Source organism: Klebsiella sp. HMSC16A12 (genome assembly GCF_001808265.1).
Classification (GTDB): domain Bacteria; phylum Pseudomonadota; class Gammaproteobacteria; order Enterobacterales; family Enterobacteriaceae; genus Klebsiella; species Klebsiella pneumoniae.
Genome location: NZ_KV792617.1, coordinates 2,116 through 28,865, shown reverse-complemented (window position 1 = coordinate 28,865; position 26,750 = coordinate 2,116). Strand labels below are relative to the sequence as shown.

Genomic DNA, 26,750 nt, shown 5'->3' with positions numbered 1-26,750 from the left:
GGACCGAACGCCACTATGACTGAAAATACGCCTTATCAGCAGCTTACCCGTACCTTTCAGCGCCTGTCGCGCTTTTCGCATCTCGCCGCCATCGCCGGCTGGGATATGTTCGCGATGATGCCCCCGGGCGGGAGCGTCGCACGCGGCGAAGCGCTGGCCGAGCTCGGCGTGCTGCAGCATCAGATCCTGACCGATAAAAAAGTGGGACAATGGTTACAGGAGGCCCGCCAGCAGGATCTTAATGATGTTGAACAGGCCAACCTGCGGGAAATGCAGCGTCAGTACGATCAGGCGGCGCTGCTGCCGGAGAGCCTGGTGGAAGCAAAATCGCTGGCCGGCAGCCGCTGCGAACATGCCTGGCGCAGCCAGCGTCCCGCCAATGACTGGACGGGCTTTGCCGACAACCTACGCGAGGTGGTCAGACTGAGCCGTCAGGAAGCGCAGATCCGCGCCGATGCCAGGGGCGGCTCACGCTACGACGCGCTGCTGGATATTTTCGAACCGGATATGACCAGCGCGCGGCTGGACAGCCTGTTCGCCGATCTCAAATCGTGGCTACCTTCCCTGCTTAGCCAGGCGGTGGAGAAGCAGGCGAAGCAGACGCTAGTCGCCCCGCAGGGGCCTTTCCCCATTGCTGAACAACGGGAGCTGGGCCTGCAGGCGATGCGTATCCTTGGCTTTGACTTCGACGGCGGGCGCCTCGACATCAGCGCCCACCCGTTCTGCGGCGGCGTACCCCAGGATGTGCGCATCACCACCCGCTACAACGAAAAAGACCTGCTCAGCGCTCTGTTCGGCGTGATCCACGAAACCGGCCACGCCCGCTACGAGCAGAATCTGCCTCGCCCGTGGGTCGACCAGCCCGTAGGACTCGCCCGCTCCACCGCTATCCACGAGTCGCAGAGCCTGTTTTTTGAAATGCAGCTGGGACGCAGCGAGCGTTTTCTTAACCGCCTGTTACCGGCGGTGCGCGAGCGGTTTGGCGATCGGCCGGCCTTTAGCCAGGACAACTTTGTCGCCTGGAATCAGCAGGTGAAACCCGGCTTTATTCGCGTCGATGCCGATGAGGTGAGCTACCCGGCGCATGTCATCCTGCGTTATGAAATTGAACGTGCGCTGATCGACGGCGAGATTGAGGTAGATGATATCCCGTCGCTGTGGGACGAGAAAATGCAGCACTGGCTGGGGCTGTCGACCACCGGCAACTATCGGGATGGTTGCATGCAGGATATTCACTGGACCGACGGCGGATTCGGCTATTTCCCTTCCTATACCCTGGGTGCGATGTATGCCGCGCAGCTGATGGCCGCGGCCCGCCGCGCGCTGCCGACATTAGATCGCGATATTGAGGAAGGCGATTTCAGCGCCCTGTTCGACTGGCTGCGGCAGAATATCTGGCAGCATGGCAGCCGCTTCACCACCTCGCAGTTGATTCAGCAGGCCACCGGTGAGGATCTTAATAGCCGCTACTTCCGCGAGCACCTGACCACTCGCTACCTGTAATCATACGCGCCGGGCTACCCGGCGCGTCCTGTCGTTCCCGCCTTGTACATTCGGTTACACGCCGATACCAAACACTCACGGAAAGCTCGAAAAGACAAGCATATAGTGATTTCACCGGCCCCGCAGTGGGGTTGAAATTAAGAAAACTTTTCGAGGATATCAGAATGAAAAAAGTATTAGCTCTGGTCGTTGCCGCTGCTATGGGTCTCTCTTCCGCCGCTTTCGCTGCTGACGCAGTAAGCACCACTCAGGCACCGGCTGCCACCCACAGCACGGCTGCCAAGACCACCCATCACAAAAAACACCACAAAGCCGCGGCAAAACCGGCCGCAGAGCAGAAAGCTCAGGCTGCCAAAAAACACAAAAAAGCAGAAGCTAAACCAGCCGCTGCTCAGAAAGCCCAGGCCGCTAAAAAACACAAAAAAGTAGCAGCTAAACCAGCTGCTCCGCAGAAAGCTCAGGCGGCGAAAAAGCATCACAAAGCTGCGGCTAAACCGGCAGCCCAGAAAGCGCAGGCAGCGAAAAAACACCACAAAACCACTAAACACCAGGCCGCTAAACCGACTGCACAGCCGGCAGCATAATTCCTCCCGGTGAACCAACCTTCTTAATAATCGGCGCTGTTTCAGCGCCGTTTTTTCTGGAGAGCACTATGCTGCGGCGCTATCGTTTTGAGCTCATCCTGATCCTGCTAATTATATGCGCAGTGGTTGCAACCCGTTTTTTCCTCTCTTAATTATTTATCCCGCGCCCGCATTTTGCTGCTTCTACCAGCTTTTCATTAAAATGAATACCGTGCGGCTATCGCTGACCCGCTCCCCGCTTCCCATTATCCTGTGACTCTCTGCGGCGCAAAAATATGTCCGGCGCCAGAAGACGCCAGACATGTTAGTCGTAATATGTCGCACGCCTGGCCCTTGCCGGGTGGCGCGCCCATCACAATGCACGCATGGCTTCCATCACCAGATAGCCTGTCGCGCCCCAGATAGCGACTGAGACCAGGGAAACATAAACCAGTGCGCGAATACCTTTTTTAGACATAAGCCCTCCGAACGCAGGGGAAATAGAGTTCAGGCTATCATCGCCGGTACTACCTCTCTATTTACTCAACGGCAGGGCGACGGTAACAACGTTTTCGGTGAGAAAATGTTTCGCATTGAAAATAATTACGAGAGGCGTAAAGAAGTGCGAATTCCGGTGAAGATCTGGTGGGTAAAAGTATTATTTTTGGGCATTATGCTGACAAACCAGGAATAATCCCACGGATGAATTGCTGCATTATTAACCGAATTCAGTACGTTCTGATACATGAATTTTGTTGCGCAAGACGCCACTTTCTGCGGAAATAGCACAAGCAGAACACTGGTATTAACCGCTTGAAATCAGGAGGTTTTACCAGCGCCAGACCCCACCGCGCGCTGATGTGGTATACGGTTTGGCCTGTTTAGAATTATTGTTTACTTTCAAAAACTTAAATCTCCTGCTACTGTCAATAGACATCATAGCCTCCCCAGAGAGTGATATGCGTAGAGACGTTCTGTTATTACTGTGTTCATTTTATCTGTTACCTCTGGGCGCACATGCCGATGATAGCGGACTGAGCGCCAAAGATATTAAGACGTTGTTTTTCGGTCACGATGACCGCAAAGCGGTGAACCGCCCCGAGGAGAGTCCGTGGGACGCGATTGGCCAGCTGGAAACCGCCAGCGGCAATCTGTGTACGGCGACGCTCATCTCTCCGCATCTGGCGCTGACCGCGGGCCACTGTCTGTTAACGCCCCCGCGCGGCAAGCCGGACAAAGCGGTCGCCCTGCGCTTTATTTCCCGCAAGGGCAACTGGGTCTATGAGATCCACGGCATTGACGGGCGAGTCGATCCCAGCTTAGGCAGACGCCTGAAAGCCGATGGCGACGGCTGGATTGTCCCTTCCGCTGCGGCGCCGTCCGATTTTGGCCTGATCGTGCTGCGCTATGCTCCGTCTGGCATTACGCCGATCCCGCTCTTTCCGGGCAGCAAGGCCGATCTCACCGCCGCGCTGAAGGCGGCGGACCGTAAAGTTACCCAGTCTGGCTATCCTGAAGATCATCTCGATAATCTTTACAGCCACCAGGATTGCATCGTGACAGGGTGGGCGCAAACCAGCGTACTGTCGCATCAGTGCGACCCCCTGCCTGGCGACAGCGGCTCGCCGCTGCTGCTGAAAACGGAGGACGGCTGGCAGGTGATCGCCGTGCAGAGTTCGGCCCCCGGCCCGCAGGATCGCTGGCGGGCGGACAATCGCGCCATTGCGGTGACTGGCTTTCGCGATAAGCTGGAGGCGCTTGCCGGTGAGTAATGGACCGAGGCCGATGAAGAATATCATTATTGACATCGTCCTGGCGGAAATGATTTTCCGCCAGCCGAAAGCAGTGAACCTGCGCAGCCCTCAGCGTCACCTGACACAATTACAGCGGGGCAAGGCGTGAAGGAAGTTTCCGTTTGCCGCCTGGCTTTGCAGGCGGCGAGACGTCAGGCGAGTTTAATTAACACCATGCCGGCTACCAGCAGGATAACCCCCGCCCAGCCTTTGTTATTCAGACGCTGACCAAACAGCACCCAGCCGGCGGCGATGGTCGCCGCGATACCGAAGCCGCCCCACAGCGCATAGGCGACCGAGAGATCGATCCCTTTAACCGCCTGCGACAGGGCGCTGAACGCGCCCAATACTGCCGCCAGGGACAGGATGCCGTAGATCTTGCGGCGGAAGCCGTCGGAAAACTTCAAAAAGACGTTGGCAATAATTTCCAGCACAATGGCGATTGCCAGCCAGGCGGCATGGATCCACTCAAACTGCTGCATGGGCCACCTCCTGCTTGGAAGACGCTTTTTTCTGGGTGCCTGACTTAATTAAGACGATCCCTATCACCAGGGTGGTCAAGCCGGCTATTTTCAGCAGGGACAGACTCTCATCAAACAGCAGCACGCTGAACAGGGTAATCAGTAAAATACCGATCCCTTCCCACAACGCATAGGCCACACCGAGGGCAATCTTTTTAACCGCAAAGGCAAGAAAAATATATGACAGGGCAATCATGGCCAGCATTAAAATAAAGCCGGTGTGCCCGCCGCTCACGCTTGCCCATTTCATAGACAAGGTGCCGGTAATTTCAGCAATAATTGCTAAAGCTAATAAAATCCAATAAAACATGATCCCTTCTCCTGCTTGAGAATATAATCCATTACCGTTTACGCGAGACGTAAACAGGAAAATTTCTGACGTAGATATCGCTGTGCGCTTGGCGCCAGCTCAGGCAGAAAGAAGGTGACTATAGCGCCGAATGCCAGTGCTGTTCGCCGGCAAAACGGGAAAAAGTGAGGGATACTGCGGGGTGATTTAAAATATACATCCTGAACTGATTGTCCATAAAATTACAATTATCCGCGGTGTTGCTTCTCGTCCGGTGCGGATGAAAATTGTCCTCAGTAGTTAAACACAGGTAGATTTGTAGCATAGTGCTACATTTAATTCAAAGACTTTGCAATTCTTTACGCCGCGGTTTTTGTTCAATGCGTTTGTTCTGCAAAAAAGCGTCATTATGCTAATGTAACGCAACCTGTTAATAGGCAAGGAAGTTTGAGGTCGGGATCCTATGGCTAAACCCATTATTACACTTAACGGATTAAAGATGGTCATCATGTTGGGCATGCTGGTGATCATCCTTACCGGCATTCGCTTTGCGGCGGACATAATTGTCCCGTTTATCCTGGCGCTTTTTCTGGCGGTGATCATCAATCCTCTGGTCCAGCTACTGGTCCGCTGCCGGGTGCCGCGCGTGCTGGCGATCTCGCTACTGATTGGCCTGATTGTTATGTTAGCCATTGTGCTGCTGGCCTCGCTGGGGACCTCGCTCAACGAGCTGGCGCGCACCCTGCCGCAGTATCGCAACTATCTCTATGAGCCGATGCAAACCATCGCGCCCTGGCTGCAGCGTATGGGATTCACCGTTTCGGTGGTCGAGCTCAATAAGTACATCGACCCTAACGCCGTAATGACCCTGGTCACCAGCCTGCTCACTCAGCTGTCGAACGCCATGTCCTCCATTTTTCTGCTGCTGCTGACGGTGGTGTTTATGCTGCTGGAGGTGCCGCAGCTTCCCGCTAAGCTGCAGCAGTTAATGTCCAGACCAGTAGAAGGCATGGGCGCCATCCAGAGGGCCATCGACAGCGTATCGCATTATCTGGTGCTGAAAACTGCGATAAGCCTGATCACCGGCCTGGTGGTCTGGGGCATGCTGGTGCTGCTGGATGTGCGCTTCGCCTTTATGTGGGGGCTACTGGCCTTCGCGCTTAACTATATTCCCAATATCGGTTCCGTGCTGGCGGCAATTCCGCCGATCCTGCAGGTGCTGGTGTTCGGTGGTCTGTACGAGGCGCTGGTAGTGCTGGCCGGCTACCTGATCGTCAACCTGGTATTCGGCAATATTCTCGAACCTCGTATCATGGGGCGCGGGCTGGGCCTCTCGACGCTGGTGGTATTCCTGTCCTTAATCTTCTGGGGATGGTTGCTGGGTCCGGTTGGCATGCTGCTCTCGGTGCCGTTGACGATTATCGTCAAAATTGCCCTCGAGCAGACCAGCGGCGGGCAGAGTATCGCTTTCTTATTAAGCGATGTCAGTAAACAGTAGTCCTTCCGCAGGCCGGCGCTTCGCCGGCCTGCTCCCTGCCCTACACTCTCTCCGTAGACCACTACGCCTTATGTATTATTGATCCGCATCACAAACGTTGCGGCGGAATCGTTACTCTGATGCTAACGATCGGCCACCGCGCTTAATTGATGCTCATAGCCTCGCGTCGCACACTAATCTCCACCAGGACAAACAAAACGATTTGTCGAATCAGGAGGTTATTAATGAATGCCGAACAAACGACGGGGCGGGTCTGGAACCGTCGCCGAACGGAAAAACAGCGGCGGCTGACCGAGGCGAACATGCCAGGTAAGGTCATCCCGACTGACCAGTTGGTCAGCGTACTGGAAAACCTGCTCGCCCCCGGCGACCGGGTTGTGCTGGAAGGCAACAACCAGAAACAGGCCGATTTCCTCTCGCGCATGCTGGCGGAAGTTAATCCGCAAAAAATCCACGACCTGCATATGATTATGCCCAGCGTCGGGCGCAGCGAGCATCTGGACCTGTTTGAAAAAGGTATTGCCCGCAAGCTGGATTTCTCTTTCTCCGGCACCCAGAGCCTGCGCATTTCGCAACTACTGGAAGATGGCCTGCTCGAAATCGGCGCCATCCACACCTATATCGAACTCTACTCGCGCCTGTACGTCGATCTGTCGCCAAACGTCGCGCTGATTGCCGGCTATAAAGCTGACCGCAAAGGCAACCTGTATACCGGACCGAGTACCGAAGATACCCCGGCGCTGGTGGAAGCCGCCGCCTTCCACGACGGCATTGTGATAGCCCAGGTCAACGAACTGGTGGACGACGAATGCGATCTGCCGCGCGTCGATATTCCCGGCTCGTGGATCGATTACGTGGTGGTTGCCGACAAGCCGTTCTTTATCGAACCGCTCTTCACCCGCGATCCGCGCCTGATTAAGCAAGAACACATACTGATGGCGATGATGGCGATCAAGGGCATCTATGCGGAACATCAGGTGCAGTCGCTTAACCACGGTATCGGCTTTAATACCGCCGCCATCGAGTTGCTGTTGCCGACCTATGGCGAGCAGCTCGGCCTGAAAGGCAAAATCTGTAAACACTGGACCCTGAATCCGCATCCAACCTTAATCCCGGCCATCGAGAGCGGCTGGGTGGAGAGCGTGCACTGCTTCGGCGGCGAACTGGGGATGGAAGAGTACATCCGTGCCCGCCCGGATATCTTCTTTACCGGCCCGGATGGCTCGATGCGCTCTAACCGCGCCTTCTGCCAGCTGGCGGGCCAGTACGCGGTAGATATGTTCATTGGTTCAACCCTGCAGGTAGATGGTCTGGCTAACTCCTCGACCGTCACCCGCGGCCGTCTTTCCGGCTTCGGCGGCGCGCCGAACATGGGCCACGACCCGCACGGTCGCCGCCACGCCACCCCGGCATGGCTCAATATGATCACCGAGCCGGACCCGATGCAGCGCGGGAAAAAGCTGGTGGTGCAGATGGTCGAAACCTTCCAGGCCGGCGTGAAACCAACCTTCGTTGAGACGCTGGATGCAGTTGAGGTGGCGAAAACCTCCGGCATGCCGCTGGCGCCGGTAATGATTTATGGTGATGACGTCACCCACGTCCTGACCGAAGAGGGTATCGCCTACCTGTACCGTGCGGAGAGCCTTGAAGAGCGCCGGGCGATGGTCGCCGCGGTGGCCGGGATCACCGATATCGGCCTTGGTGTGGACGCCAAACGCGTCGCCGCGCTGCGTCAGAGCGGCAAAGTGGTCTACCCGGAAGATCTCGGGATTCGCCGCAGCGATGCCACCCGCTCCCTGCTGGCCGCCGGCAGCGTCGCCGACCTGGTGGAGTGGTCCGACGGACTGTACAACCCACCGGCAAAATTCCGGAGCTGGTAATGAAAAATCTCTCCCCCCTGCACGCAGAAAGCCGCGTCAGCTGGCTGGCGCATACCGCCAGCGCCTGTCTGATTGACGAAGCCCGTCTGAGCCCGAAACCGGGTCTGGTGGATAGCCGCGGCAACGGCGCGCATCAGGACCTGAATCTGGCGCTGATGGAGCGCTCCGCCCGCAGCCTGCAGCCGACCTTTCACGCGCTGGCCGAGCAAAGCTGGCGTCGCCCGGCGGACATCGCCCTGCGCGAAACCGTCGGCCGCCTTGGCCGCGAAGGCGAAGCGCAGATGATGCTGGCGACGGGTGGGGTTAACACCCACCGCGGCGCTATCTGGGCGCTAGGCCTGCTGGTCAGCGCGGTGGCGATGTTGGGTGGAGAGGGTCAGTCACAGGCGATCGCCGACGCCGCCGCCGCCCTCGCCCGCCTGCCCGACGGCTTCGCGCCGAAAAGCTTTAGTAAAGGGCTTCGCGCCAGCCGCCGCTGGCAGGTGCCAGGCGCCCGCGAGGAAGCGCAGTGTGGTTTCCCGCATATCACCCGCCTGGCGCTGCCGCAACTGCAGCACAGCCGGGCGCGAGGCGCCAGTGAGCCGCAGGCGCAGCTTGATGCGCTGATGGCCATCATGACCTCGCTGAGCGATACCTGCGTGCTGTCGCGCGCCGGTATGGCCGGGCTGCAGGCCATGCAGCAAGGCGCTTGTGAGGTGCTGGCGGCTGGCGGTTGCGCCAGTTTCGCCGGGCGCGCCGCCCTGGCCCGCCTGGACGCAATCATGCTGGCGCTAAACGCCTCGCCGGGAGGCGCCGCCGATCTCCTTGCCGCCACCCTGTTTCTCGACAGAGTTGCCGGCTAACGCATTCAGAGGATGTTATGGAACAGATTACATTGTCATTTCCTGCCAGCCGCGCCCTGAGCGGCCGAGCGCTGGCAGGAGTCGTGGGTTCAGGCGATATGGAAGTACTTTATACCGCCGCACAGAGCGCCACGCTCAACGTACAGATCACCACCTCAGTGGATAACAGCCAGGCGCGCTGGCAGGCGCTGTTCGACAGGCTGAACCTGATCAACGGCCTGCCCGCCGGGCAGTTGATTATCCACGACTTCGGCGCCACGCCGGGCGTCGCCCGTATTCGTATTGAACAGGTTTTTGAGGAGGCCGCTCATGCGTAACGATCGCAGCTTTATCGAACTGCGCGCTCGCGAACGCGCCCACGCTCTGCTGGACGACGGCAGCTACCGCGAACTGCTGGATCCGTTTGACGGTATTATGTCGCCGTGGCTCGGCGCCCAGGGCATCGTCCCGCAGTCCGACGACGGTATGGTGGTCGCCAAAGGCACGATCAACGGCCAGCCTGCGGTGGTGATTGCCATCGAGGGCACCTTCCAGGGAGGCAGTATGGGCGAAGTGTCCGGCGCCAAAATGGCCGCCGCGCTGGAGCTGGCGGCGGAAGATAACCGCAACGGTATCCCGACGCAGGCGGTGCTGTGCCTCGAAACCGGCGGCGTACGTCTGCAGGAGGCCAACCTCGGTCTGGCCGCCATCGCTGATATTCACGCGGCGATTGTCGATCTGCGCCGCTACACGCCGGTAGTCGGCATCATCGCCGGCACCGTCGGTTGCTTTGGCGGTATGTCTATCGCCGCCGCGCTGTGCAGCTATCTCATTGTCACTCGTGAAGCCCGTCTCGGCCTCAACGGCCCGCAGGTTATCGAGCAGGAAGCCGGCATTGAAGAGTACGACTCCCGCAACCGGCCGTTTATCTGGAGCATGACCGGCGGCGAAATTCGCGCCGTCAGCGGGCTGGTAGACGCGCTGGTTAACGATGGCGTTAACGCCGTTAAAACCGCAATGAATGAGGCGATCGCCAAAGGCGTACCGGCACAGCACCGCAGCGACAACTATGACGATTATCTGCGTCGCTTGAGCCAGTTCGATACCCGCCAGCAGGCGGATACCGCGCAGATTAAACAGCTTTTTGCCCGGGAGGATAAATAATGAGTCAGTTCCCAAACCGCGCCGCGCTGTGGCTGAACAAACTGGCGCCCAACGCGCCGCTGATGAGCGGCCTGTGCCCTTCCGTCCAGGTGGCAGACGGCCAGATTAATGGCGAAAACGTGCGTTTTATCGCCGTGGTCCCGGATGCTAACAACCACTACCCGCGCGCCGCCGGCGGCGAAGTCGGCCTGCTGGAAGGCTGGACGCTGGCGAAAGTGGTTAATGAAACCATTGCCGCCGACGCCGACCAGCCAGTCAAACGGCCGATCGTCGCCGTGATCGATGTGCCAAGCCAGGCCTATGGCCGCCGCGAAGAAGCTTTCGGCATTCACCAGGCGCTGGCCGGGGCGGCTGGCGCTTATGCCAAAGCCCGTTTGGCCGGCCACCCGGTAATTGGCCTGATCGTCGGCAAAGCGATGTCCGGGGCGTTTCTGGCCCACGGCTACCAGGCCAACCGCCTGATCGCCTTTAACGATAGCGGCGTGCTGGTCCACGCGATGGGTAAAGCGTCGGCGGCGCGCATTACGCTGCGTACCGTAGAGGCGCTGGAGAAACTGGCGGCTACCATTCCGCCAATGGCCTACGACGTCAGCAACTATGCGACGCTCGGCCTGCTCTCCGCCCTGCTGGATATTAATAATCCGGATGCCCCTGACGACCACGATCTGTCGTTGGTCAGCAACACGCTGCGCGACGCCATCGCTGATGCGCGCACCGATGCCTCACTGAAGTGCCGCCTGGGCGCGGAAAACCGCCGCAGCTCGCAGCTGGTTCGCGATCGCATGCGCGCCAGCTGGTAAGACGTTCGTACGTAAGTAGTAGAAGAAAACCTGCCGGAAGCCGTCCCCCGGAGCGCGTAATAACCGCGCCGGGTAGGGACGGCTTTTAGAAAAAATAACAATCGCGCCAGTACTCTATCTTATTTACAGGTGATTTATGACTTATGTGATTATTCATGCTCTTGCCCCGATTTTCGTCATTATGCTGCTGGGCTTCTGGGCCGGTAAGGCCGGGATGGTAGATAACAAAAACGTCTCGCTGCTTAATATTTTTGTAATGGATTTTGCCTTACCCGCCACGCTGTTTAGCGCGACGGTACAAACGCCGTGGGCCGGGATCGTCGCCCAGTCGCCGTTGGTGCTGGTGTTGACCGGCGCGATGTGGATCACCTATGCCGCGATCTACTTCCTCGCCACCAGCGTGTTCAAACGCACGCCGCAGGATGCCGCGGTGCTGACCCTCACCGTCGCCCTGCCAAACTATGCCGCGTTAGGTCTGCCGATCCTCGGCAGCGTGCTGGGTGAAGGCGCGTCAACCTCACTGTCGGTAGCGGTCTCTATCGCCTGCGGCTCGGTGCTGATGACCCCGTTCTGCCTGCTGATTCTGGAACGTGAAAAAGCCCGCGCCGCGGGAGAAAACAGCGGTTCTACGCTGGCGATGCTGCCGGTGCTGATGTGGCGTTCGGTGAAAAAACCGATCGTCTGGGGCCCGCTGCTTGGGGTGGTGCTTTCCGCGATCGGCATTAAAATGCCGGACCTGCTGCTGGCGTCGATCAAACCGCTGGGCCTGGCCGCCACCGCCGCCGCGCTGTTCCTCACCGGGGTGATCCTGTCGGCGCGTAAACTGCAGCTCAATGCGCTGATCGCTACATCAACCATCGTGAAACTGCTGGTGCAGCCGTTTATTGCCTGGGGTCTGGTGATGTTACTTGGGCTGCACGGTTCCATTGCCATTACCGCGATCCTGATGATTGCCCTGGCCGCCGGCTTCTTTGGCGTGGTCTTCGGCAACCGCTTCGGCGTCCAGTCTCCGGATGCTGAAGCCGTGCTGCTGTTGAGCTCGGTTCTGTGTATCCTGTCGCTACCGCTGTTTATCTCTTTGACTTCAGGACTGTAAACCATGTCAGCAACGCCGCGTCCCCACGATTTAGTTTGGTTAAACCACGCCAGCGCCCTGGAAGACATTGCCGAGCCGTGGGTGGCTCAGCAGTGGCGAGCCGCGCTGCCGGTGGTGGTGAGGCGCGACGTTGACGACCTGGCCCGCGTCCCGGTTGGGGTGCGGGGCATGAAGCGCGAGCAGCGCGCCGCCGGCTGGGTACAGGCGCGCAATATCGTGCGCAGCGTCACCCCGGAGATGCTTGTCGAGCGCGAAGCATTACTCTGCTCGCCGTTTGTCTCGCAGCCGCCGGTCCAGGGGGCTATCGCCCTCACCTTACACCGCTGGCCCTGGGGCTGGGGCGTCACCGGCAGTACCGGCTACGCGCTGGCAACCGAGATCCCGGTGCTGCATGCGGCCAGCGATCTGGATCTGCTGATCCGCGCGCCACAGCCGTTGGACCGCGAGGCGCTGCTGGAATGGCAGACCCGGGTGGCCCAACTCCCATGCCGCGCTGATACCCAGGTCGAAACGCCGTACGGCGCCTTCGCCCTTAATGAATGGCTGCGCGACGGGCGCGCGCTGCTGAAAACGTCCCGCGGCGCGCGCTTAACCGCGACGCCGTGGCACAGGGAGGAATAATGAAGATTTTATTTACCTTTCCCGGTCAGGGCGGCCAGCGTCCCGGCATGCTGGCGATGATCCCCGATCGCGAGGCGTTCCTCACCCAGGCGCGCGCCGTGCTGGGGGATGAAGTCGATACCCTCGATAGCGCCGATGCGCTACAACACACCCGTGCGGTCCAGCTCTGTCTGCTGATCGCCGGTGTCGCCTGGGCGCGCGAGCTACAGCGTCAGGGCGTGGATCCGCAGATGGTCAGCGGCCTCTCTATCGGCGCGTTTCCGGCCGCGGTGATTGCCGGCGCGCTCGATTTCGCCAGCGCGTTGCGGCTGGTGGCCCTGCGCGGGGACTTAATGGAACAGGCGTATCCTGAAGGTTACGGACTGACGGCGATTATGGGCCTGACCCGCCCGCGGGTTGAGGCGCTGATGCAGGGCCACGAGGTTTATCTCGCCAACCTGAACGCCGAAACGCAGTTCGTGATTGCGGGCCGTGATGAGGCAATGGCCGAGGTGGCGCAGCTGGCGCTGCGGGCTGGCGCCAGTAAAGCCCAGCGGCTGGCGGTCAGCGTCCCGTCGCACTGCGCGCTGCTGGATAAACCCGCCGCTGAGCTGGCGAAAGCTTTTGCCGGCGCCAGCTTAAGGCGCCCACGGTGCGCCTATTTAAGCGGCTCGACGGCGCGCGTGCTGTGGGATCCGCAGCGGATCGCCGACGATCTGGCGATGAACATGGCGCGCCCGGTCCACTGGCAGGAGGCGATGGTCGCCGCCGATGAGCGCGATGCGCGCTTAGCCATTGAGATGCCCCCCGGGGGGGTGCTCACCTGCCTGACCCGCCAGGCGGGCTGGCGCGGGGAGACCATTGCGCTGGAGCGCAGCGGCCTGGACGTCGCCCGCCATCTGGCGCAGCGGCTTAGCGATTAATACTGCGGGCGTACATCCGTCCTTCCGCCGCCAGCGCCAGCAGGTCGGCATCGCGTTCGCGATGGTGCGAATAGACGATAGAGATCAGCTGGCGCATCTGGTAGGGTTCCGCCAGCTTTAGCAGCTGTACATCCTTCTCATACACTTTCTTCATCCGCCCCGGCAGCAGGGCAAAACCGACGCCAGCCTGCACCAGGCTTATCATCGAAAAGATATCATTCACCCTGGTCACGATTTCCGGCTCGAAGCCGGCGATATGGAATGCTTCCCGGAATCCGGCATAGGTGGCGAACCCCTCCGCCAGCGAAACAAACTTGCGGTCGGCGTAATCGCGCAGATCGGCGAGCCGTGAGGCATCCAGCCGTTCGGTCGCCGGGGCAGCGAGAAAAATATCGTCCTCAAACAGCGGCACCACGTCGAAAGCGGTATTATTGAACTCCCCTTCGTTGGTGGCGATCAGGATGGCATCGAGGGCATCGTCTTCCAGCATATCCAGCAGCATCTGATTTGAACCCATCGTCAGGTCCAGCTCCAGCTCCGGGCGACGCAGCTTCATCCCCATAATGATGCGCGGAACGGTTTCCAGGGTCAGAGAATAGAGGGTACCGATGCGCAACCGCCCCTGACCGACGCCTGCAACCTTGCGCGTCGCCTCTAGCCCGCGGTTCATCAGACTTATCACATCCTGGCAGTATTCAAGCAGCGTCCACGCCGCCTGCAGCGGCAGCAGGTTGCGCCCTTTGTGGACAAACAGCGGGCAGCCCACCCCCTCTTCCAGGGTATGCAGCGCGCGGTGAACGCTGACGCTGCTGAGTTTCATCGCTTCGGCGGTTCTGGCGATATTACCTTTCGCCATAAACATCATAAAGACCGACAGCTTGCGGAAGGTGATCTCCTGGTTAATATCCTCTTGCATGGCCCTTCCACACTCCTGGTTTAATTTTCTTATTTCAATTCAAACCAGTATATCTTTTATGACGCCAAAGTTGCAGGCAGCGCGCGGCCTCAGCCGGTAAATAACGCAAAAAAGGGAAGACCATGGTCTTCCCTTTTGTTCACTGTCGAGTTTGCTTTTACAGCGCCATATCGTGCTGCGGCGAGGCCTCGCGCGGCGTCTCTGCCGGCTTGGCGGTCGCGGTAGGCGCAGCCGCTGGCATCTGGATCACCGGCGGTTTCGTCAGCTGCAGGGTCGCAGCGGTGTCATCCCAAACCTGCTGGGTCAGCGCCACGTTACCGTTCAGCTTCTGGCCGTAGCTCGGCACAATAGCGTGAATGCGGCTCTGCCACTCCGGCGAGTTAAACTGCTGCGGGAACATCTGCTTGAGCACGTTCAGGGTGATCGGCGCGGCGGTGGAAGCCCCCGGCGAAGCGCCGAGCAGCGCGGAAATGGTTTTCTGCTGATCGACCACCACTTCGGTACCGAGCTTCAGCACGCCGCCCTTCTCTGCGTCTTTCTTGATGATCTGTACGCGCTGGCCGGCCTGGATCAGTTTCCAGTCTTCTTTACGCGCGTCCGGGTAGTACTCTTTCAGCGCAGCGAAACGGTCATCATCGCTGAGCATCACCTGGCTAACCAGGTATTTCACCAGATCGAAGTTGTCGAGACCGACGTGGGTCATCGGCAGCACGTTATTGGTGGTGGTAGTGCTGAGCAGATCGAAGAACGAACCATTTTTCAGGAACTTGGTCGAGAAGGTGGCGAATGGCCCAAACAGCACCACGCGCTTACCGTCGAGGTAACGTGCATCAAGGTGCGGCACCGACATCGGCGGCGCGCCGACTGAAGCCTGGCCATACACTTTCTCCAGGTGCTGCGCAGTGACCGCCGGGTTCTCGGTCATCAGGAACGAGCCGCCCACCGGGAAGCCGGCATAGTTGTCCGCTTCCGGAATACCGGTTTTTTGCAGCAGCTTCAACGCGCCGCCGCCGGCGCCGATAAAGACGTATTTGGCGTCAATAGTCTGCGCTTCCCCGCTCTGCACATTCTTAATCGTTACGTGCCAGGAGTTGTCGGCATTACGTTTGAAATCCGTTACCTCAGAGGAGGTCTGCAGGGTGAAGTGGTTATTTTTCTTCAGGCTGCCGATCAGCTGGCGAGTGATTTCGCCGTAGTTGACATCGGTACCCACCGGCGTCCAGGTGGCTGCCACTTTCTGCTGCGGATCGCGGCCTTCCATCACCAGCGGCGCCCACTGTTTAATTTGCGCGTGATCGGTGGAGAATTTCATCCCCTGGAATAAAGTGGTCTGCTGCAGCGCGTTATAACGCTTCTGCAGATAATCCACATTATCACCCCAGACGAAGCTCATATGCGGCGTGGAATTAATAAACGAGTGCGGATCGTGCAAAATACCGCGTTTCACCTGTGCCGACCAGAACTGACGGGAAATCATAAACTGCTCGTTAATATCGAGCGCTTTGCTGACGTCAATCGACCCGTCCGCCCGCTCCGGCGTATAGTTCAGCTCCATATTCGCCGAGTGGCCAGTACCGGCATTATTCCAGCCGTTGGAAGACTCCAGCGCCACGCCGTCCAGTTTCTCCACCATGGTCAGATCCCAGTCCGGCTGCAGCGCCTGCAGCCAGGTGCCGAGCGAGGCGCTCATGATCCCGCCGCCAATCAGCAGGAAGTCGGTTTTTTTCGAGGTATCCGCTTCAGCATGCGTCGCCGCGCTGACGAACATCGCTAATGCGGTTAAGGAAATAATCGTTTTTTTCATTGCAGGCATAATAGAATTATCACGTAGCACACGTTCATAAGAGGCAGCATATTAACGCACTTTTACTTTATTTTAAAATATCATTTACACTCTCGCATTTTAAACAAAACAGTTATTTAACTTAAAAAATCAATTTTAAAAATAGAGCGAAGACGGATAAAAAATAAGGTCGAAAATTCAATATCTATTGCCGTGTAAAATAAAAGATAAGAATTTCTTTAATTACAAAAGTCCAGGCGCGCATGCTCATCGCGCGCCTGGCAGAGAAGGGATTACTGGGCGGGAGTGACAGCGCTACGCTGGGCTTCACGCAGGGCGAGACGCAGATGATCGTGATGTTTGGTTAGCAGCTCCCGCGCGTGCCAGGCGTCAAGCCCGCTGAGCAGCATCAGGATCGCGGTGCGGCAGTGCTGATGACAGCTGGCCAGGGCGGCCTTTGCTTCACTGCGCGTGCTATCGGTGGCCGCCATCACAATCGCTATCTGCCGCTCCGCCCAGTGCGAATTGTCAGCCTGCACGTCCACCCGCAAATTGCTGTACACCCGACCGTCACGGATGGCGAGTCCGGTTGTCAGCATATTGACGATCTGCCACTGGGCCAACTGAGCCTTCGGATTGGCTAACCCCGCCACCGCCTCCGGCCCGGTCTGCGGAGCAATAATGATATCCGCCAGCTGCGCCGCCTCGCTGGTCGGCTGCTGGGTGATGACCGCTATCGGGGCGCCCAGCGACCAGGCGTGGCGCATCGCCCCCCACACCCATGGCGTCTTGCCGCTGACGGTCAGCGCCAGCAGCATATCGCGGTTGCTGAAGTCCAGCGACTGCAGCTCAAAGGCGCCCAGGTCATAATTATTCGCCGCAGTCTCCCGCTCGGCCATCGCCGCCGTCTGCCCACCGGCAATCAGCCCCACCAGCGCGTGTTTACCTTCCGGCGAATAGTCGCTGACCGCCTCAATGGCCGTCCGGCCCGAAGCGCCGGCGCCAATAATGACCAGGCGCCCTCCCCGGCTTATCGTCGCGGTGGCGATATCAATCAGCCGGGCGATATCCGGCAGACAGGCGCCGACCGCCTCCGATATCTGCTTATCATCCTGATGCAGCATCGCCAGCATATCGGCGGTGGCGAGGCGATCGATGTGGGTGGTCTCCGGGTGACGACGAGCCTGCATTGACGCGGTTAGCGAACTGCTCATAACAACCTCCATTTACGACAGAAAAAGCACATCTCGGCAAAATCAGCGGCCTGATGCATATCCTTATATTCATCAGGACTATTTAACCTCTGCCGCCACTATAAGTGGAATGTTCTGCGCTTTACCGCCGTCGGGGTCACAGTTTACCGTCCCCAACGCGCGTTTACGGGTGATTGTCGGTTATCTGAGCAATTCTGTCTGAGGTCTCATCTTCACCACCCGCCTGCATAGCCAGCCAGAAGGATTGCTGGCAAAGGTTATAAAACTGTTTGCGCATCGGGTTGATCTCCTGGTCGGCGGCGTCGATAACCTGCCAGTCAATCCAGCACTCCGGGCAGGATGCGCTATCCTGCTGCGCGATCTCGAGCTCATAGCGGCGCTGGATCACCACCCCGCTGCGATGCCGCCAGCGGGCGATCTCCCACTCTGCTTCCGCTTCATTATCCTGTTCACGATGCTGCGCCAGACGTTCAACGTGCCGCTGCCGGAGGATATCCCGGACCAGAGAAGCCAGTTCCATAGTGTCTCCCTTAAGCCTGTGGCGAAAAGCCGCAGTGTACCGCGCGCTGGAGGAGTCTGCCGTAGCAAAAGCGGCCTTTTGCTTTGATTACACGGCTTTATGTATGCCGCGCTATCGGCGATAATAATCTTTCACTGAATCTACCCGGGGTCGTCATGAAGGCTTCAGAGCACCCGCCTCGCGTTCGCCAACGCGTCTTACCGTTAAAGCTGAGCACCGCCGTGTCCTTGATGATCGGCAGCGTCATCGGCGCCGTGCTGCTGCTGGTGTATGCCTTGTGGTATATGCAGATCAGCAACGCCACCCGCGACGGTCTGAAAGAGACCGCGCTGGCGGTGGCGCGCACCATGGCCGATATGCCGCAGGTGAAGCGCGGACTGGAGGCGCCCCCGCAGCAGCAGATCATTCAGCCGCTGGCGCAGGCCATTACCCGCCGCAACGACCTGTTGTACGCTATCGTTACCGATATGCAGGGTATTCGCTATTCGCATCCGGACAGCTCAATCATCGGCAAACCGTTCATCGGCCACGATATTCAGCCGACGCTGCAGGGAAAAGAGAATGTCGCCATCAACCACGGGGTGCTGGCCCCGGCGCTACGGGTGTTTACGCCGGTGTTCAACGAACGGCATCAGCAAATCGGCGTGGTGGTGGTCGGCATTTCACTGAGTAAAGTGGACGAACAGATCGCCAACAGCCGTTGGGACGTGCTGCTGACCATCCTGTTCAGCGCGCTGGTCTGCGCGCTGGGCACCTGGAGCCTGGTTCGCGGCCTGAAGCGCGTGCTGCTGGGGCTGGAGCCGCACGAAATATCCACCCAGTTTCAGCAGCGTCAGGCCATGCTTCACGCCCTCAAGGAGGGGGTGGTAGCGGTCGATGCCCATGGCGAGGTAAATCTCATCAACCCCGCGGCGGAAGAGATCCTCTTTTCCGGCCCGGATAAGACTCTCGTTCACAGCCCCCTGCTCGACGATCTGCAGACCGTACTGCAGAGCGGCGAGCCAATGTACGACCGCGAACTGGGGTGCAATGGTCTGCTGCTGATCGGCAATACAGTGCCCATTCGCAGCCAGGGTGCGGTGGTCGGCGCCATCTGTACCTTCCGCGATAAAACTGAGGTCAGCCAATTGCTGCAGCGACTGGACGGCATGATGAGCTATGTGGATGCCCTGCGCACCACCTCCCATGAGTTTATGAATAAACTGCACGTGATCCTCGGTCTGCTGAATATGAAAAGCTACGGCAAACTCGAGGAATACGTGCTGCAGACCGCCCACCGCTACCAGGCGGACATCGGCGACATTCAGCACCGCATTAAATCCCCGGTGGTGGCCGGCTTCCTGATAAGTAAAATTCAGCGCGCCACAGAGTGCGGCTTTACCCTGACGCTGGCGGAGGAGAGCCTGGTGCCGGATTGTCCGAACGAGAAACAGGTCACGGTGCTGGTGACGGTGCTGGGCAACCTTATTGAGAACGCGCTGGACGCCATGAGCGGCCAGGCGGAGGGTGAGATCGGCCTGCTGCTGCACTACCAGGACGGCTGGCTAAGCGGTGAAGTGAGCGACGATGGGCCGGGGATCCCGGAGAACAACATCGACGCTATCTTTAACAAAGGCTTCTCCACCAAAGGCGAGAATCGCGGCGTCGGGCTGTTTCTTGCCAACCAGCAGTTGCGCGAGCTCGGCGGCACCCTCGCCGTCGAATCGGAACCCGGCGTATTTACCCAATTTTTTGTTCATCTCCCCTGGGATAGTAAAAGGAAACCTGCGTGATAAATGTTTTAATTGTTGACGATGATGCCATGGTGGCCGAACTGAATCGCCTGTACGTGGCAAGGGTTCCCGGCTTTCGTTGCAGCGGGAGCGCTTCGACGCTCAGTCAGGCCCAGGAGATGATTAACGATCCGCAGCAGGAGATCGATCTGGTGCTGCTGGATGTCTACATGCAGCAGGACAGCGGGCTCGATCTGCTGCCGACCATCCGCGAGTCGGGTCGCGCCATCGACGTTATCATGATTACCTCGGCGGCGGATGCCGCCACGGTACAGACCGCGATGCATTACGGGGTGGTCGATTACCTGATCAAACCCTTCCAGTTTCCGCGCTTTGAAGAGGCGCTCACCACCTGGCGGGAGAAGCGCAAGCTAATAACCGGCCAGCCCTATTACGAACAGGCAGATGTCGACCGCCTGCTGCACGGCGGCGCGCCGGAGGCCAGCGACGCGCGCAAGCTGCCTAAAGGATTAACCGCGCAAACGCTGCGCACACTCTGCCAGTGGATTGACGCCCATCCGGATGTCGAATTCTCTACCGATGAGCTGGCGGCGGCGGTGAATATCTCCCGCGTTTCCTGCCGCAAATATCTGATTTGGCTGGCGCAGATCAATATTCTCTATACCACTATCCACTACGGCGCTACCGGGCGGCCGGTCTATCGCTACCGTCTGGTCGCCGAACAGTACAGTTTGCTTAAGCAGTACAGTCAATAACCCGATAGCCGCTGTCCAGCGGCGCAAAACGCAGCCGCTGCGGCGATGAGAGAATAATGTCGCGATTTTTGGTAACGAAAATCGCGTCGATATCCTGCCGCTGACGCAGCGCTGCGCAGCCCTTCTCCACGCCGAGGCCGAACAGCAGCGTGGTCCAGATGTCGCCGTCTAAAGAATCCGCGGAAATGACCGTCACGCTGTCGAGTTCGTTGTCCAGCGGATAACCGCTGCGCGGGTCGAGAATATGGTGCCAGCGTTTGCCATCCTGTTCGAAATAGCGCTCGTAGGTCCCGGAGGTGACTACCGATTGCCCGTTGACCGTCAGGGAACCGATCAGCGCCTGCGCGTCGGCAAATGGTTTTTTCAGGCCAATGGCCCATTCGCCGAGGGTATGCACATTGCCGCCGAGGTTGATCAGCGCCTTCTCCACCTGCTGCTGACGGAGAAAATCGCGCACGCGGTCAGCGATATAGCCTTTGGCGATCGCCCCGAGATCCAGCTCCATCCCCGGCTGTTGGAGAAACACGCTGCAGGTTGCCTCATCAAGGATCACCTCCTGTGGGCGGGTCAGCGCCAGTCGGGCTCTTATCTCAGCCGCGTCAGGCACGCTGTGCCCGTGAAAACCAATTCGCCACAGCTTCACCAGCGGGCCGATGGCGAGGTTAAAGGCGCTGTCGCGCACCATGCTGGCGGCTTTGGCGCACTGGATCAGCTGAAAGACCGGTCGGCTGACGGTGACCGGATGACGCCCGGCGGCATGGTTGATATCCATCACCTGCGACTCGGCGCGGTTAACGGTGAGCAGGTCTTCGTAGCGCTTGATAAGCTGGAAAACGCGGGAGGCCATCGCCTCATCGTGGGAACAGAGTTTGAGCAGGATGGGCGAGCCCATCAACACGGCGGAGTAGCTATAGACGCGGTTATCGGACATCGGGCTCTCCTTAGAAGGGGCAAGCCGGGCGGCGAAAGCGCCAACCCGGCAGGAGCAAGGTTACAGGTTATCCTCTGGCACGTTTCGCCGCCTGATGGCCCGCGAGGGTACCGAAGATGATGATATCCGCCACCGCGTTACCGCCGATACGGTTGCCGCCGTGGATCCCGCCCACCACTTCACCGGCGGCGTAGGCGCCGCGGATCGGCTGCTGCGCCACATTCAGCACTTCGCCATCGGTATTAATGGTCACGCCGCCCATGGTGTGGTGCACCCCGGGGGCGATGCGAATGGCGTGGAACGGGCCTTCGTTAATCGGCGCGCGCAGCGCGGTGGTCCGGCCAAACTGTTCATCATGCTGTTTTTCCACCGCCCCGTTATAGCACTCGAGGGTGGCGAGGAAGGCATGGTAATCCATCCCCAGTTTCTCCGCCAGTTCCCGCGGTGAGCTGGCGCTGGTGACGAAGCCTTTGGCGATGTACTCGTCGGCAGCTTTGTTTTTCGCCCGCACATGCTCGTCGAAGACGATGTAAGCATAGTGTTCCGGCAGAGCGATAATCGCCGCCGAGACTTTATCGCGGGTCTCCATCTCGTTGAAGAAGCGGTTCCCCTGCTGGTTTACGAGAATAGCGCCGCCGCCGCGAATCGATTCGGAAATCAGATACGAGGTCTGCTGCTCGACGGTCGGGTGAATCTGAATTTCGCCCATGTCCACGGTGCCGGCGCCGATGCGTTCCAGCAACGCGATACCGCTCCCGGTAGCCCCTTTGTGGTTAGTGGTGACGAAGCCTTCAAGGTCAGGACGATACTTCACGACCATCGCGCTGTTAGCGCTGAAGCCGCCGGTGGCCACTACGATGCTTTTGGTCTGTACTTCAATGACCTCTTTTTCGTCGTTGATCAGACGTACACCGCTAACCTCATCCCCGCGCATCAGGATCTCTTCCACCGAGGTATCCAGCAGGACGTCAATACCGCGTTTGGTGATGTTGCGCACCAGGCCGCTAATCAGATAGCCGCCAACCGCTGACCCGTCGCGCGGACGGTGGGTACGGTCAATGCTCATCCCACCGGTGGTGGTAATGTCGTTGAGCATAATGCCCCGGTCCGCCAGCCACTCAATGGCTTGCGGCGCGTTTTCAACGAAACGGCGCAGCAGCTGCGGGTTGTTTTTGTTGTGGCCGCCCTTCAGGGTTTCCTGATAGAACAACTCCTTACTGTCTTCGATACCTTTCACTCGCTGGAAGCGGGTTTCCGCGGCGTTCATCCCGGCGGAAGCCTTGATGGTGTTCCCGCCGATGGTTGGCATTTTTTCGACGATCAGCACGCTGGCCCCTTCGTCGTGGGCCTGAATGGCTGCCGCCAGACCGGCGCCGCCGCTGCCGACTACCACCACATCATAGCTTTTCGGCGCGACGTCATTGCCGCCCTCTTCCGCCGCCAGCGCTTTACTCGATTTCAGCATCGCTTTGGCGACCGCTTTTTTCACCGCCTCGCTCTGGCTGGTGGCCCCGGAAATGGCATCGACGTGCGGGGTATTGGCGGTGAGAATACGTTCGCGGATCTCTTCGAAGCTGGTGGTGAATTCCACGGTCTGGACCGGGCTCGCCGCCAGTTCGATATCGGCAATATGGTCATTTTCGAGGCTGACGTTGATCACCAGCTCATTGGCGTCATCGTGGACGGTCTCAACAAACATCCCCGGTTTAAATTTGGCGTCGCCCATGCTCATGTCGCGGATCATCGCTTCCACCAGCGAGAAACGCCATAGCGGTTCCGGAATGTGCAGCGCTTCACGCTGGGTGCTGTCGATAAACAGCTCCAGCTCTTCGCCGGCGGCGATACGTGACGCCCAGTCCGGATAGGCGATGCAGGCGCGGCCTACCGCAATCAGGTCATAGCCGTGATCGAGGCCCTGCTCGGCATCGGCGGCGTTGACTACCCCGCCGACGCCCATCACCGGCACCTGGGCGAGGGTGTCAGAGCGCATCGCGCAGTATTTCTCGATTAGCGGCGTCGGATCGCTGGTATCGACGATAGACGGACGCAGGGTCGCGCCCACCGAGAAGTGCAGATAATCGACACCGCGGGCGGCCAGCTTTTCCAGCAGATACATGGTGTCGTCAAAGCGGATCCCCGGGACCTCCATCTCCTCCGGCGAGAAGCGATAGCCGATGATAAAGGCATCGTCGGCGTACTGGCGGGCCATTTTGTGGGTAATATCCAGCACCGCCAGTGGGAAACGGGCGCGGTTGTCGCGGCTACCGCCCCACTCGTCATCGCGCTGGTTGGAGTTCGGCGAATAGAACTGCTGAATGAGATAGGTGTTGGCGCCGTGAATTTCGACCCCGTCGAAACCGGCGAGAATGGCGCGACGAACGCCGTCGCCAAACTTGGCGATCATCCCTTCCACTTCTTCTCCGCTCAGCGCCCGCGGCATGGCGGCGCCCTCACGCGGCGCGGCAATAGCGCTCGGCGCCACCGGCTGGCGCCCCCCGATCAGCTGCGGGTCGACCATACGGCCGCCGTGGTAGATCTGCAGAATCGCTTTTGAACCTTCGGCTTTGATCGCCTCAGCGATTTTCGCCAGGCCGGCAATTTTTTCATCATTATCGATGCCGATCGCGCCCGGGAAGGCCAGACCGTAGTCATCAATAAAGCAGCACTCGACAATAATGGTACCGATGCTTCCGGCGCGCGCGCGGTAGTACTCCACCAGCTCGCTGGTGACGGTGCCATCGAAATAACCGGTGCAGGTGGTCATTGGCGCCATGAGCAAACGGTTTTTCAGCTCGGTACCATTTGGTAAAGTAAATGGCTGCAAAATACGTTCGTTACTGGTCATAAGTTACGCTCCAGATTTTAAAATATTAAAAGCTCAGAATAGGGGGACGGAATCATTAATGGTTTTGGTTTTTTAATTCCTGTTGTCATGCCAATAATATAGCGCGTTTTTTAATTACTAAACCAATTACGTTAGTTATAAAACTATTTAACCCCAGCAATAACATCGCTACCTCTATTGTATTATTAAAATAATAAATAGTATTTACATAATACAAATGCGTGATAACAATTAGGATACTTTTGTTAACATAAACAATGACAAGAAAAACCACAAAAATACAATAAAATCATAAAGTTACTAAAACAGAAAATAATTTCAGCATTTATTGTTCATTTTTCCTTTAACATCTATCGATATTTTCGCCAAAATAACACCTCATCACATAGGGTTATACTGATAATAAAAAAATAGTGAAATCACCGGCTTTTCTTGATCTTGATCAATTGCAACGGCCATTGAAAGCGCAATATATAAATAACCAACAAATTTAATTTAACGCCTCATAAAACGCGTTAAATAAGCGCCCTGTCGATACTCAGAAACGCAAAATTAAAACTAAAGAAACTTTTGTAATTAAAAAAACCTCTGAGCATGACGCTGGCGTAAACGTTATTTTCAACAACTTGCAGATACTCATTATGAAAGAGAAAAAGACAACCATACCGCCTGCCGGTGCAGTCAAGCCAACGACTGCGAATAAAAAACCTCTCCTGATGATGGCGCTGCCGATTATCGTTGCCGTGCTGTTATTGTTCGTCCCGGTCCCCGAAGGCCTGCCGCCGTACGCCTGGCACTACTTCGCTATCTTTGTCGGGGTGATCGTCGGGTTGATTTTTGAACCGCTGCCCGGCGCCGTTATCGGTATCACCGGCGTGGTAGTTATTGCCTTGTGCAGCCAGTGGCTGCTGTTCAGCCCGGATCAGATGGCCGCGCCAGGCTTCAAAATGGCTGGCGCCTCCTTTAAGTGGGCGGTGAGCGGCTTCGGCAACTCCACCGTGTGGCTTATCTTCGGCGCGTTCATGTTCGCCGCCGGCTACGATAAAACGCAGTTCGGCCGCCGCCTGGCGCTGATTCTGGTGAAATATCTTGGCCGTCGCAGCCTGACGCTCGGCTACGCCATCACCTTCGCGGATCTGCTGCTGGCGCCGTTTACGCCATCTAACACCGCACGCAGCGGGGGGACTATCTACCCGATTATCGCTAACCTGCCGCCGCTGTACGGTTCAAAGCCAAACGATCCGAGCGCACGTAAAATCGGTTCCTATCTGATGTGGGTAGCGATCACCGCCGCCTGTATTACCAGCTCGATGTTCCTGTCGGCTCTGGCCCCGAACCTGCTGGCCCTGGCGCTGGTCAAAAGCATTGTTGGCATCAATATCTCCTGGGGCACCTGGTTCATCGCCTTCCTGCCGCTGGGTATCCTGCTGATTCTGGCTATGCCGCTGCTGGCCTACTGGTTCTACCCGCCGGAAGTGAAAGTCAATAACGAAGTGCCACTGTGGGCCGCGCGTGAACTGGAAAAACTGGGCAAACTGTCGCGCAATGAAATTCTGCTGCTGGTATTCGTCTGCTTCGCGCTGATGATGTGGATCTTCGCCGCCGACTGGATCGAACCGGCGCTGGCTGCCCTGCTGGTTATCGTGCTGATGCTGTGGACCGGCGTGCTCTCCTGGAGCGATATCACCAACAACAAAGCGGCATGGAACACCTTTGTCTGGTTCGCCACCCTGGTGGCACTGGCCGACGGCCTCTCCTCCACCGGCTTTATCGCCTGGCTGGGTAAAGAGGGCGGCGCGCTGATGAGCGGCATCTCCCCGGGGATGGCGACCATCGTCCTGCTGCTGGCGTTCTACCTGCTGCACTATCTGTTTGCCAGCACCACCGCGCACACCACCGCGCTGCTGCCGGCCATGCTGACCATTGCCTCGACTATCCCGGGAATGAATATGGAAGTGTTTGTCCTGCTGATGGTCACCTCGCTGGGCGTGATGGGGATCATCACCCCGTACGGTACTGGCCCAAGCCCAATCTACTACGGCAGCGGCTACCTGCCGACCAAAGATTACTGGCGCCTCGGCACCATCTTTGGCGCCATCTTCCTGGCCGCCCTGCTGCTGATTGGCTATCCGTGGATGTCCATGATGTTCTGATTCATAACCGCCGGGACTACCCCGGCGGTTTTTATCTTTATGGAGTAAGTGACTATGTCGACTAAACCGTTTGTTTATCAGGATCCGTTTCCGCTGGCGCACGACGATACGGAATACTATCTGCTCAGCAAAGAGCACGTCTCCGTCGCCGAATTTGACGGCCAGCAGGTCCTGAAAGTAGAGCCGCAGGCGCTGACCCTGCTCGCTCAGCAGGCCTTCCACGACGCCGCCTTTATGCTGCGCGTCTCCCATCAGCAACAGGTCGCCTCGATTTTGCTCGACCCGGAAGCCAGCGATAACGATAAATATGTCGCCCTGCAGTTCCTGCGCAACTCGGAAATTGCCGCCAAGGGCGTGCTGCCGACCTGCCAGGATACCGGCACCGCGATTATCATGGGGAAAAAAGGCCAGCGCGTCTGGACCGGCGGCGGCGATGAAGCCGCCCTGGC

25 protein-coding genes are annotated in these 26,750 nt (G+C 58.3%); 17 read left to right on the top strand and 8 right to left on the bottom strand.

Annotated features, from left to right (window positions below; genetic code table 11):
• The first annotated feature begins 15 nt into the window (after positions 1-15).
• The 4 genes from HMPREF3140_RS14930 (at position 16) to HMPREF3140_RS14905 (ending at position 3,968) form a co-directional block, all read left to right on the top strand.
• On the top strand, positions 16-1,503 hold the full coding sequence (locus HMPREF3140_RS14930) for a carboxypeptidase M32 (protein WP_032424939.1): 1,488 nt from the start codon (positions 16-18) through the stop codon (positions 1,501-1,503).
• 164 nt (positions 1,504-1,667) lie between these two features.
• Entirely contained in the window at positions 1,668-2,087 is a 420-nt protein-coding gene (gene asr / locus HMPREF3140_RS14925) for an acid resistance repetitive basic protein Asr (RefSeq protein ID WP_002903693.1), read from the top strand.
• A gap of 938 nt (positions 2,088-3,025) precedes the next feature.
• Positions 3,026-3,838 carry a trypsin-like serine peptidase gene (locus HMPREF3140_RS14910; protein ID WP_070553026.1) on the top strand — a complete coding sequence of 271 codons (813 nt, stop codon included), beginning with the start codon at positions 3,026-3,028 and terminating at the stop codon, positions 3,836-3,838.
• Between the two features lie 13 nt (positions 3,839-3,851).
• On the top strand, positions 3,852-3,968 hold the full coding sequence (locus HMPREF3140_RS14905) for a hypothetical protein (RefSeq protein ID WP_004224649.1): 117 nt from the start codon (positions 3,852-3,854) through the stop codon (positions 3,966-3,968).
• A gap of 43 nt (positions 3,969-4,011) precedes the next feature.
• On the opposite strand, the gene kpnF is transcribed toward HMPREF3140_RS14905, so the two are convergent.
• Both kpnF and kpnE read right to left on the bottom strand, forming a co-directional pair.
• Complete coding sequence (gene kpnF / locus HMPREF3140_RS14900; protein WP_002903683.1) at positions 4,012-4,341, bottom strand: multidrug efflux SMR transporter subunit KpnF; 330 nt, start codon at positions 4,339-4,341, stop codon at positions 4,012-4,014.
• Entirely contained in the window at positions 4,328-4,690 is a 363-nt protein-coding gene (kpnE, locus tag HMPREF3140_RS14895) for a multidrug efflux SMR transporter subunit KpnE (protein ID WP_002903681.1), read from the bottom strand. The genes kpnF and kpnE overlap by 14 nt, the downstream gene beginning before the upstream one ends.
• A gap of 442 nt (positions 4,691-5,132) precedes the next feature.
• On the opposite strand from kpnE, the gene HMPREF3140_RS14890 reads away from it, so the two are divergent.
• From HMPREF3140_RS14890 to mdcH, 9 genes are all read left to right on the top strand, one after another.
• Positions 5,133-6,167, top strand: coding sequence for an AI-2E family transporter (locus HMPREF3140_RS14890; protein WP_002903679.1), 1,035 nt, complete (start codon positions 5,133-5,135; stop codon positions 6,165-6,167).
• 224 nt (positions 6,168-6,391) lie between these two features.
• Complete coding sequence (mdcA, locus tag HMPREF3140_RS14885) at positions 6,392-8,047, top strand: malonate decarboxylase subunit alpha (RefSeq protein WP_021313857.1); 1,656 nt, start codon at positions 6,392-6,394, stop codon at positions 8,045-8,047.
• On the top strand, positions 8,047-8,889 hold the full coding sequence (locus HMPREF3140_RS14880) for a triphosphoribosyl-dephospho-CoA synthase (RefSeq protein WP_004143107.1): 843 nt from the start codon (positions 8,047-8,049) through the stop codon (positions 8,887-8,889). Before mdcA ends, HMPREF3140_RS14880 begins: the two co-directional genes overlap by 1 nt.
• Positions 8,890-8,906: 17 nt before the next feature.
• Positions 8,907-9,206, top strand: a complete 300-nt coding sequence (mdcC, locus tag HMPREF3140_RS14875; RefSeq protein WP_004143106.1) for a malonate decarboxylase acyl carrier protein — start codon at positions 8,907-8,909, stop codon at positions 9,204-9,206.
• Entirely contained in the window at positions 9,199-10,032 is an 834-nt protein-coding gene (locus HMPREF3140_RS14870; protein WP_021313859.1) for a biotin-independent malonate decarboxylase subunit beta, read from the top strand. The genes mdcC and HMPREF3140_RS14870 overlap by 8 nt, the downstream gene beginning before the upstream one ends.
• On the top strand, positions 10,032-10,832 hold the full coding sequence (gene mdcE / locus HMPREF3140_RS14865; protein ID WP_021313860.1) for a biotin-independent malonate decarboxylase subunit gamma: 801 nt from the start codon (positions 10,032-10,034) through the stop codon (positions 10,830-10,832). The genes HMPREF3140_RS14870 and mdcE overlap by 1 nt, the downstream gene beginning before the upstream one ends.
• Positions 10,833-10,968: 136 nt before the next feature.
• Positions 10,969-11,928, top strand: coding sequence for an AEC family transporter (locus HMPREF3140_RS14860; RefSeq protein WP_004148291.1), 960 nt, complete (start codon positions 10,969-10,971; stop codon positions 11,926-11,928).
• 3 nt (positions 11,929-11,931) lie between these two features.
• Positions 11,932-12,549 carry a malonate decarboxylase holo-ACP synthase gene (locus tag HMPREF3140_RS14855; protein WP_016531804.1) on the top strand — a complete coding sequence of 206 codons (618 nt, stop codon included), beginning with the start codon at positions 11,932-11,934 and terminating at the stop codon, positions 12,547-12,549.
• Entirely contained in the window at positions 12,549-13,451 is a 903-nt protein-coding gene (gene mdcH / locus HMPREF3140_RS14850) for a malonate decarboxylase subunit epsilon (RefSeq protein ID WP_021313861.1), read from the top strand. Before HMPREF3140_RS14855 ends, mdcH begins: the two co-directional genes overlap by 1 nt.
• Here mdcH and HMPREF3140_RS14845 read toward each other — a convergent pair.
• The 4 genes from HMPREF3140_RS14845 to HMPREF3140_RS14830 all read right to left on the bottom strand — a co-directional run bounded on the left by HMPREF3140_RS14845 (position 13,441) and on the right by HMPREF3140_RS14830 (position 17,884).
• On the bottom strand, positions 13,441-14,367 hold the full coding sequence (locus HMPREF3140_RS14845; RefSeq protein WP_002903632.1) for a LysR family transcriptional regulator: 927 nt from the start codon (positions 14,365-14,367) through the stop codon (positions 13,441-13,443). The two genes, mdcH and HMPREF3140_RS14845, sit on opposite strands and share 11 nt — an antisense overlap.
• Before the next feature lie 157 nt (positions 14,368-14,524).
• Complete coding sequence (gene mqo, locus HMPREF3140_RS14840) at positions 14,525-16,135, bottom strand: malate dehydrogenase (quinone) (protein ID WP_076750587.1); 1,611 nt, start codon at positions 16,133-16,135, stop codon at positions 14,525-14,527.
• 308 nt (positions 16,136-16,443) lie between these two features.
• Positions 16,444-17,364 (bottom strand): N-acetylmuramic acid 6-phosphate etherase, encoded by a 921-nt coding sequence (locus tag HMPREF3140_RS14835; RefSeq protein ID WP_070553025.1) that lies wholly within the window; start codon positions 17,362-17,364, stop codon positions 16,444-16,446.
• 163 nt (positions 17,365-17,527) lie between these two features.
• Complete coding sequence (locus HMPREF3140_RS14830) at positions 17,528-17,884, bottom strand: hypothetical protein (protein ID WP_016529947.1); 357 nt, start codon at positions 17,882-17,884, stop codon at positions 17,528-17,530.
• 155 nt (positions 17,885-18,039) lie between these two features.
• Between HMPREF3140_RS14830 and HMPREF3140_RS14825 the strand changes: the two genes are divergently transcribed.
• Together HMPREF3140_RS14825 and dcuR are read left to right on the top strand one after the other, a co-directional pair.
• Complete coding sequence (locus HMPREF3140_RS14825) at positions 18,040-19,656, top strand: sensor histidine kinase (protein ID WP_021313863.1); 1,617 nt, start codon at positions 18,040-18,042, stop codon at positions 19,654-19,656.
• The gene (gene dcuR / locus HMPREF3140_RS14820) at positions 19,653-20,372 is read left to right on the top strand and encodes a two-component system response regulator DcuR (protein WP_004176303.1); all 720 of its coding nucleotides are present in this window, start codon (positions 19,653-19,655) and stop codon (positions 20,370-20,372) included. Before HMPREF3140_RS14825 ends, dcuR begins: the two co-directional genes overlap by 4 nt.
• Here the strand turns inward: dcuR and HMPREF3140_RS14815 are convergent.
• Both HMPREF3140_RS14815 and HMPREF3140_RS14810 read right to left on the bottom strand, forming a co-directional pair.
• Positions 20,353-21,303: an FAD:protein FMN transferase gene (locus tag HMPREF3140_RS14815; protein WP_004143085.1), complete on the bottom strand. Its 951-nt coding sequence runs from the start codon at positions 21,301-21,303 to the stop codon at positions 20,353-20,355. The two genes, dcuR and HMPREF3140_RS14815, sit on opposite strands and share 20 nt — an antisense overlap.
• A gap of 67 nt (positions 21,304-21,370) precedes the next feature.
• The gene (locus HMPREF3140_RS14810) at positions 21,371-24,148 is read right to left on the bottom strand and encodes a flavocytochrome c (RefSeq protein ID WP_004179710.1); all 2,778 of its coding nucleotides are present in this window, start codon (positions 24,146-24,148) and stop codon (positions 21,371-21,373) included.
• Between the two features lie 641 nt (positions 24,149-24,789).
• Here HMPREF3140_RS14810 and HMPREF3140_RS14800 point away from each other — a divergent pair.
• A complete protein-coding gene (locus HMPREF3140_RS14800; RefSeq protein ID WP_004148278.1) occupies positions 24,790-26,301 on the top strand; it encodes an anion permease in 1,512 nt (503 codons plus the stop codon).
• Positions 26,302-26,355: 54 nt separating this feature from the next.
• Positions 26,356-26,750, top strand: a 395-nt coding sequence (locus HMPREF3140_RS29315; RefSeq protein WP_049117780.1) for a fumarate hydratase, incomplete at its 3' end; no start/stop codon positions are given.

Coding starts and splice junctions, on each gene's coding strand:
- HMPREF3140_RS14815 (WP_004143085.1), bottom strand. CDS start 21,303: ATGTCCGATAACCGCGTCTATAGCTACTCCGCCGTGTTGATGGGCTCG.
- HMPREF3140_RS14845 (WP_002903632.1), bottom strand. CDS start 14,367: ATGCAAGAGGATATTAACCAGGAGATCACCTTCCGCAAGCTGTCGGTC.
- mdcC (WP_004143106.1), top strand. CDS start 8,907: ATGGAACAGATTACATTGTCATTTCCTGCCAGCCGCGCCCTGAGCGGC.
- HMPREF3140_RS14825 (WP_021313863.1), top strand. CDS start 18,040: ATGAAGGCTTCAGAGCACCCGCCTCGCGTTCGCCAACGCGTCTTACCG.
- mqo (WP_076750587.1), bottom strand. CDS start 16,135: ATGTTCGTCAGCGCGGCGACGCATGCTGAAGCGGATACCTCGAAAAAA.
- mdcE (WP_021313860.1), top strand. CDS start 10,032: ATGAGTCAGTTCCCAAACCGCGCCGCGCTGTGGCTGAACAAACTGGCG.
- mdcH (WP_021313861.1), top strand. CDS start 12,549: ATGAAGATTTTATTTACCTTTCCCGGTCAGGGCGGCCAGCGTCCCGGC.
- HMPREF3140_RS14880 (WP_004143107.1), top strand. CDS start 8,047: ATGAAAAATCTCTCCCCCCTGCACGCAGAAAGCCGCGTCAGCTGGCTG.
- HMPREF3140_RS14830 (WP_016529947.1), bottom strand. CDS start 17,884: ATGGAACTGGCTTCTCTGGTCCGGGATATCCTCCGGCAGCGGCACGTT.
- HMPREF3140_RS14870 (WP_021313859.1), top strand. CDS start 9,199: ATGCGTAACGATCGCAGCTTTATCGAACTGCGCGCTCGCGAACGCGCC.
- HMPREF3140_RS14855 (WP_016531804.1), top strand. CDS start 11,932: ATGTCAGCAACGCCGCGTCCCCACGATTTAGTTTGGTTAAACCACGCC.
- kpnF (WP_002903683.1), bottom strand. CDS start 4,341: ATGCAGCAGTTTGAGTGGATCCATGCCGCCTGGCTGGCAATCGCCATT.
- HMPREF3140_RS14905 (WP_004224649.1), top strand. CDS start 3,852: ATGAAGAATATCATTATTGACATCGTCCTGGCGGAAATGATTTTCCGC.
- HMPREF3140_RS14810 (WP_004179710.1), bottom strand. CDS start 24,148: ATGACCAGTAACGAACGTATTTTGCAGCCATTTACTTTACCAAATGGT.
- mdcA (WP_021313857.1), top strand. CDS start 6,392: ATGAATGCCGAACAAACGACGGGGCGGGTCTGGAACCGTCGCCGAACG.
- HMPREF3140_RS14890 (WP_002903679.1), top strand. CDS start 5,133: ATGGCTAAACCCATTATTACACTTAACGGATTAAAGATGGTCATCATG.
- HMPREF3140_RS14835 (WP_070553025.1), bottom strand. CDS start 17,364: ATGAGCAGTTCGCTAACCGCGTCAATGCAGGCTCGTCGTCACCCGGAG.
- kpnE (WP_002903681.1), bottom strand. CDS start 4,690: ATGTTTTATTGGATTTTATTAGCTTTAGCAATTATTGCTGAAATTACC.
- HMPREF3140_RS14930 (WP_032424939.1), top strand. CDS start 16: ATGACTGAAAATACGCCTTATCAGCAGCTTACCCGTACCTTTCAGCGC.
- asr (WP_002903693.1), top strand. CDS start 1,668: ATGAAAAAAGTATTAGCTCTGGTCGTTGCCGCTGCTATGGGTCTCTCT.
- HMPREF3140_RS14910 (WP_070553026.1), top strand. CDS start 3,026: ATGCGTAGAGACGTTCTGTTATTACTGTGTTCATTTTATCTGTTACCT.
- HMPREF3140_RS14800 (WP_004148278.1), top strand. CDS start 24,790: ATGAAAGAGAAAAAGACAACCATACCGCCTGCCGGTGCAGTCAAGCCA.
- HMPREF3140_RS14860 (WP_004148291.1), top strand. CDS start 10,969: ATGACTTATGTGATTATTCATGCTCTTGCCCCGATTTTCGTCATTATG.